At 72.9% G+C, this 6,246-nt stretch carries 5 protein-coding genes and 1 pseudogene; all 6 read right to left on the bottom strand.

Features of this window, described 5'->3' with window-relative positions; all coding sequences use genetic code 11:
- Positions 1 to 82: 82 nt before the first annotated feature.
- Positions 83 to 1,099, bottom strand: a complete 1,017-nt coding sequence (locus ACFV0G_RS30830; RefSeq protein ID WP_380555138.1) for an N-acetylglucosamine kinase — start codon at positions 1,097 to 1,099, stop codon at positions 83 to 85.
- Positions 1,100 to 1,139: 40 nt separating this feature from the next.
- Positions 1,140 to 2,429, bottom strand: coding sequence for a 6-phospho-beta-glucosidase (locus ACFV0G_RS30825; protein WP_380555136.1), 1,290 nt, complete (start codon positions 2,427 to 2,429; stop codon positions 1,140 to 1,142).
- Positions 2,429 to 3,319 (bottom strand): carbohydrate ABC transporter permease, encoded by an 891-nt coding sequence (locus tag ACFV0G_RS30820; protein ID WP_380555134.1) that lies wholly within the window; start codon positions 3,317 to 3,319, stop codon positions 2,429 to 2,431. Before ACFV0G_RS30820 ends, ACFV0G_RS30825 begins: the two co-directional genes overlap by 1 nt.
- A 3-nt stretch (positions 3,320 to 3,322) precedes the next feature.
- On the bottom strand, positions 3,323 to 4,279 hold the full coding sequence (locus ACFV0G_RS30815) for a carbohydrate ABC transporter permease (protein ID WP_380555132.1): 957 nt from the start codon (positions 4,277 to 4,279) through the stop codon (positions 3,323 to 3,325).
- Between the two features lie 10 nt (positions 4,280 to 4,289).
- A complete protein-coding gene (locus ACFV0G_RS30810) occupies positions 4,290 to 5,639 on the bottom strand; it encodes an ABC transporter substrate-binding protein (RefSeq protein ID WP_380555130.1) in 1,350 nt (449 codons plus the stop codon).
- A 99-nt stretch (positions 5,640 to 5,738) separates the two neighbouring features.
- Positions 5,739 to 6,246 (bottom strand): annotated as a pseudogene (locus ACFV0G_RS30805) (sugar kinase); the annotation flags it as partial.

Here is a 6,246-nt window from a genome sequence, read left to right as displayed (position 1 = left end):
GTGGGGGCCCCTCTGATCGCGCTCCTCGCGCTTTGGTGGCCGGGGCCCGCGGGGGTTGGGGGCCCCGGGCGGCCGCGGGGTCTCAGGCCGCCGCGGGCCGGCCGGGGGTGTAGGCGTCCCGGAGCCGCTGCTGGGCCTGCGGGCCGGCGCCGATCCGGTCGAGGCCGAGCAGGGCGGCGCCGAGCACCGGCGGGGCGACCACGATCCGCGGCTCGGCGAGCGGCGCGGCCGCGGCCAGCCGGGCCGTCACGTTGTCGATCAGCAGCGGGTGGCGGGCGGCCAGCACGCCGCCGCCCAGCACCACCGGCGCGGGGTGCGCCAGCAGGCCGAGCCGGGCGAGCGCCGTCCGGGCGAACCGGACGATCTCGTCGGCCTGCCGGTCGATCAGATCGAGCGCCGTCCGGTCGCCGTCCTCCGCGGTGGCGAAGAGCACCGGCACCAGTTCGTGCAGCCGCTCCTGGGCGAGCTCGTCCAGGTGGATCGCCTCGGCGACCGCGGTGGCGCTGTCCACCCCGAAGTGGGCGGCGATCGCGGCGGCGAGCGCGGTGGCCGGGCCGCGGCCGTCCTCGGCCCGGGTGGCGTGCCACATCGCCTCGGCGGCGAGCCCGCCGCCGCCGCCCCAGTCGCCGGTCAGCACACCGAGCGCCGGGAAGCGGGCGGTGCGCCCGTCCGGGAGCAGGCCCACGCAGTTGATGCCCGCGCCGCACACCACGGCGACCCCGAGCGGGCCGTCGGTGCCGGCCCGCAGCAGCCCGAAGGTGTCGTTGGCGACGGCGCTGGTGACACCCCAGGGCCGGGCCTCGACGGCGGCGAGCAGCTGCTCCTCCTGCACCGGCAGGTCGGCGTTGGCCAGGCAGGCGCTGACGTGCGTGGTGAGCGGGGTGCCCGGTCTGAGGCCGGCCTGGGCGGCGACCGCCTCGACGAGCGGGGTGAGGCCGCCGATCGCCCGGTCGGCGCCGCCCGCCTCGGGCTGGAAGCCGCCGCCGCGGGCGGCGCCGAGGACGGTGCCGTCGGCGGCGACCAGCGCCACGTCGGTCTTGCTGTTGCCGGCGTCGATGGCGAGGACGCCGGGGACCTGCCCGCCGTGAAGACGGTCCATCAGTTCCCCCCGGGGTGGCGCGAGGTGGTCATGTGCGGTCTCACGCCCAGCCGAGGTGGGCGCGGTTGTGGGAGATCAGCCGGTCGGCGAGGCGGTCGGCGAGCTCGATCTGGCCGACCAGCGGGTGGGCCAGCAGGGCGTCGAACACCCGGTCGCGGCCGCCCTTGAGGGCTGCCTCCAGCGCCAGCTGCTCGTACCCGGTGACGGCGGCGATCAGGCCGGCGTAGAGGGGCTCGACGGGGCGCTGCGGCAGCGGGCGCACGCCCGCGGCGTCGACCTCGGCGGGCACCTCGATCACCGCGTCGTCCGGCAGGAACGGCAGGATGCCGTCGTTGCGGGTGTTGACCACCTGGACGCCGGTGGTGCCGTCGGTGCCGAGCAGGGCGGCGATCAGCTGGACGGCGGCCTCGGAGTAGAACGCGCCGCCGCGCTTGCCGAGCAGCTCCGGCTTGGTGTCCAGCGCCGGGTCGGCGTACATCTCCAGCAGCTGCTGCTCGATGGCGGCGACCGCGGCGGCCCGCGAGCCGGTGGCCCGGAGCTCCTCGACCACCAGGTCGTGCTGGTAGAAGTAGCGCAGGTAGTACGAGGGCACGACGCCGAGGCGGCGGACCACGTCGACCGGCAGGTGCAGGTCGGCGGCGATCGCCTCGCCGTGGGCGGCGAGCAGCTCGGGCAGCACCTCGCGGCCGCCGGCCGAGCCGGGCGCGTCGAGCAGGGTGACGCCGCGCTCCCAGGTCAGGTGGTTGAGGCCGACGTGGTCGAGCCGGACGCGCTCGGGGGCGACCCCGAGGTGGGCGGCGAACTTCCGCTGGAAGCCGATCGCCACGTTGCACAGGCCGACCGCCTTGTGCCCGGCGGTCTGCAGCGCGCGGGTGACGATGCCGACCGGGTTGGTGAAGTCGACGATCCAGGCGTCGGGGCTGGTCCGCCGGACCTGCTCGGCGATGTCGAGCACCACCGGGACGGTGCGCAGCGCCTTCGCCAGCCCGCCCGCGCCGGTGGTCTCCTGTCCGACGCAGCCGCACTCCAGCGGCCAGGTCTCGTCCTCGTTGCGGGCGGCCTGTCCGCCGACCCGCAGCTGGAGCAGGACGGCGTCCGCGCCGGCCGCGCCGGAGGCGACGTCGGGGGCGGTGGTGACGGTCGCCGGGTGGCCCTGCCGGGCGAAGATCCGGCGGGCGAGCCCGGCGATCAGCTCCAGCCGGTCGGCGGCCGGGTCGATCAGGACGAGCTCGCCGATCGGGAGGCTGTCCCGCAGCCGGGCGAAGCCGTCGATCAGCTCCGGTGTGTACGTGGAACCGCCGCCGACGATTGCCAACTTCAGTGCGGACATCAGCCCTTGACCCCTGTCAGTGTCACGCCTTCGATGAAGGCCTTCTGTGCGAAGAAGAAGAGGATGATCACCGGTGCCATCACCAGCAGGGTCGCCGCCATGGTGAGGTTCCAGTTGGTGTGGTGGGCGCCCTTGAAGGACTCCAGGCCGTAGCTCAGGGTCCACGCGCCGGGGTTCTCGCTGGCGTAGATCTGCGGGCCGAAGTAGTCGTTCCAGCAGGAGAAGAACTGGAAGAGCGCGACCGCGGCGATGGCCGGCCTCGCCATCGGCAGCACCACCCGCACCAGGGTGCGCAGGTCCCCGCAGCCGTCGATCCGGGCGGCCTCCAGGTACTCGTTCGGGATGGTGAGCAGGAACTGCCGCAGCAGGAAGATGCTGAACGCGTCGCCGAAGGCCATCGGGATGACCAGCGGCCAGAGCGAGCCGGTGAGGTGGAGCTGGTTGGCCCAGAACAGGTACATCGGGATGACCGTGACCTGCGGCGGCAGCATCATCATCGAGATCACCGCCATCAGGGCCAGGTTGCGGCCCCGGAAGCGGAACTTGGCGAGCGCGTACGCCACCGGCACGCTGGAGAGGACGGTCAGCGCGGTGCCCGCTCCGGCGTACAGCAGGGTGTTGCCCCACCAGGTGAGGAAGCCCGGGGTCCGCCAGACCTTCGTGTAGTTGCCCCAGTGCCAACTGGTCGGCCACAGCTCGGAGGTGAGCGCCTGCTGGTCGCTCATCACCGAGGTGAGCAGGACGAAGGCGAAGGGCAGCAGGAAGAACAGCGCGGCGGCGATCGCCAGGGAGTGCACGGCCACCCAGTTCAGGGCGGCGCGGCGGCGGGCGGTGCGGGCGGCGGCGGTGCCGGCGGCGACCGGCACCCGCAGGGTCGAGGCGAGGGTCACGGTTCAGTCCTCCCCGAGCAGGCCGGACCTGCGGCGCAGCAGCAGCGAGGTGAAGGCCATCGAGATCGCGAACAGGATCAGGGCCGCCGCGCAGGCGGTGCCGGTGTCGAAGCGCTGGAAGCCGAGGTTGTAGACCATCTGCGGCAGCGTCCAGGTGGAGCCGTGCGGGTAGCCGGGCTCGAACTGCTGGCCCGAGCCGCCGATCACGCCGGAGGCGACCTTCCCGGCGACGATCGCCTGGGTGTAGTACTGCATGGTCTGGATGACCCCGGTGACCACGGCGAACAGCACGATCGGCGAGATGTTCGGCAGGGTGACGAAGCGGAACCGCTGCCAGGAGCTCGCGCCGTCCAGCTCCGCCGCCTCGTACTGCTCCTTGGGCACGTCCAGCAGGGCGGCCATGAAGATGACCATGAGGTCGCCGACGCCCCACATGCCGAGCAGGGTGAGCGCGGGCTTGGACCACGAGGGGTCGGTGAACCAGCCGGGCTGCGGCAGGCCGAGCTCGCCGAGCAGGTGGTTGACCGGCCCGGTGCCGGGGTTGAGCAGGAAGGCGAAGGCCATCGTCGCGGCCACCGGCGGTGCCAGGTACGGCAGGTAGAAGGCGGTCCGGAAGAAGCCGGCGCCGGTCCGCACCTTGGTGATCAGCAGGCCGATGCCGAGGCCGAAGACCGTCCGCAGCGACACCATCACCACGACCAGCCACAGGGTGTTGCGCAGCCCCTGCCAGAAGAACGGGTAGTGGCCGAACAGGTAGTTCCAGTTCTTCAGGCCGGTGAAGGTCGGGGCGGTGAAGCCGTCGTACTTCATGAACGAGAAGTACGCGGTGGAGATCAGCGGGTAGGCGAAGAAGACCGCGAAGCCGATCAGCCAGGGGGAGAGGAAGGCGAGCGTGCGGCCCGCCTCCCGGCGGCGCTTGCTGCGCAGCGCCGCCGGGCGGGATGTGCCGAGAAGTGCCATGGCGCGTCCGTCACTTGGCCTGGTCGATGGCCGCGTCGATCTCCTTGGCGGTGGCCGCGAGGCCGGCCTTCAGATCGGCCTGCTTGCCGGACTCGAACTCGTAGCCGAGGTTCTGCATCGAGACCTGGTACGCGCCGCCGTTGATCGAGGCGGGCGTGGTGGTGGAGTTCGGGTTCTTCGCGATGTCCAGGAAGGTCTTGAAGTTGGCGTCGGCGTCCAGCTTCGGGGAGTCCAGCGCGGCCAGCGTGCTCGGCACGTTGTGGATGGCGTTGGCGAAGGTGACGACCGCGTCGGTGTCCGTGGTCAGGTACTTGACCAGCTCCCAGGCGGCGGTCTGCTTGCGGCTGCCGCTGGCGATGCCGACGATGGTGCCGGTCTGGTAGCCGCGGCCGTAGCTGGCGGCCTGGTCGTCCGGCACCGGGAACGGCGCGGTCGCCCACTCGAAGGCCGGCTTGTCGTCGGCGAGCGAGGCGGTCCGCCACTCGCCGTCGATGGCCATCGCCACCTGGCCGGTGGTGAACGGGTTCTTGGCGCTGAACTCGTCGCCGAAGCCGGTGCGGAACTTCTCCAGCTTGTCGAAGCCGCCGAGCTTGCCGACCAGGTCCTTCTGCCAGGTGTACATCGCGGCGACCTTCGGGTCGGTCGCGATGTCGGACTTGCCGTCCTTGCCGAAGTAGTCGGCGCCGTACTGGCCGAGGAAGTGCGAGGGGGTGGACTCGTAGCCGTGGTAGTTCGGCATGAAGCCGAGCTGCTTGAAGCCGTCGCCCTGGGGCACGGTCAGCTTGACCGCGTCCGCCTCGAACTCGCTGAAGGTCTTCGGCGGCGAGGCGATGCCGGCCGCGGCGAAGGCGGTCTTGTTGTAGTACAGGCCGTAGGCGTCGCCGAGCAGCGGCAGCGAGCACTGGTTGCCCTGGTACGCGCTGTAGGTGAGCATCGCCGACGGGAAGGTCTTCGCCGGGTCTATGCCGTCCTTCTTCAGGAACGGCGTGAGGTCCGCCCACACCTTCGCCGAGCAGAACTTGCCGACGTTGTCGGTGGTGAACGAGGAGACCACGTCCGGGGCGTCGGCGCCGCCGGCCCGCAGCGCCTGCTCGCTCTTGTCGTCGGCGATGTTGCCGACCACCTTCACGTGGATGTTGGGGTGCGCCTTCTCGAAGGCGGCGATGTTGGCGTTGATCGCCTTGGTCTCGTTCTCCTGGCTCCAGCCGTGCCAGAAGGTGATGGTGACGTCCTTGCCCTGGGCGGAGCCGTCGTCCCCGCCGCCCTGGGGCGTACCGGTGCAGGCGGCGGCGGACAGGGCCAGCGCGGCGGTGCCGGCGAGGGCGGCGGCCGTGCGGCGGAATCTGCGGGCGGTGTGCACTTCTGGTCCTCCTGGGGGGTACGCGGGCAGGCGTCATCGCCCTTCGGCCCGTGCATGGGGGATGGTGAGCTGTGCGGGTGCGGTGAGAGGGTCAGCGGGTCAGTGGGTGGTGAAGGCCGCCTCCCGGGCGGCGGCGAGGGCGCGCTGGAGCGCGCCGTGCAGGACGGGGGAGCCCGGGACGGTGGTGCACCGCACCTCGGGCCGCGGGATGGAGATCCGGGCCAGCGCCTCCTGGACGAGGGCGCGCAGCCGCTCGCCGCCGGCGGTGGGGATGCCGCCGGAGAGCACCAGCAGCTCCGGGTCGACCACCGAGACGACCACCGCCAGGCCGACGGCGAGCCGCTCGGCCAGCACGGTGAGGAAGTCGTCGCCCGCGCCGGGGGTGGTGAGCGCGAGCCGGACGGCGTCCTCGGCGCTCTCCGCGACCAGCCCGTGCTCGCCGGCCAGGGCCAGCACCGCCTCGGCGCCGGCCAGCTCCTGGAAGCCGGCCGGGGTGCGAGGGGGGGCGGGGTGGGGGGGCGGGGGGCCCGGGCGGCGCGCTATTGCGGCGGCGCCCGCGCGGCCGGGGAGGACGGGGGGGCGCCGGCGGGGGGGCTCGCTCGGGCGC

The organism is Kitasatospora sp. NPDC059571, assembly GCF_042735675.1.
Taxonomy (GTDB): Bacteria; Actinomycetota; Actinomycetes; order Streptomycetales; family Streptomycetaceae; genus Kitasatospora.
Note: the sequence above shows the minus strand (reverse complement) of the source record. Positions and strands in the feature narration are given on the sequence as shown.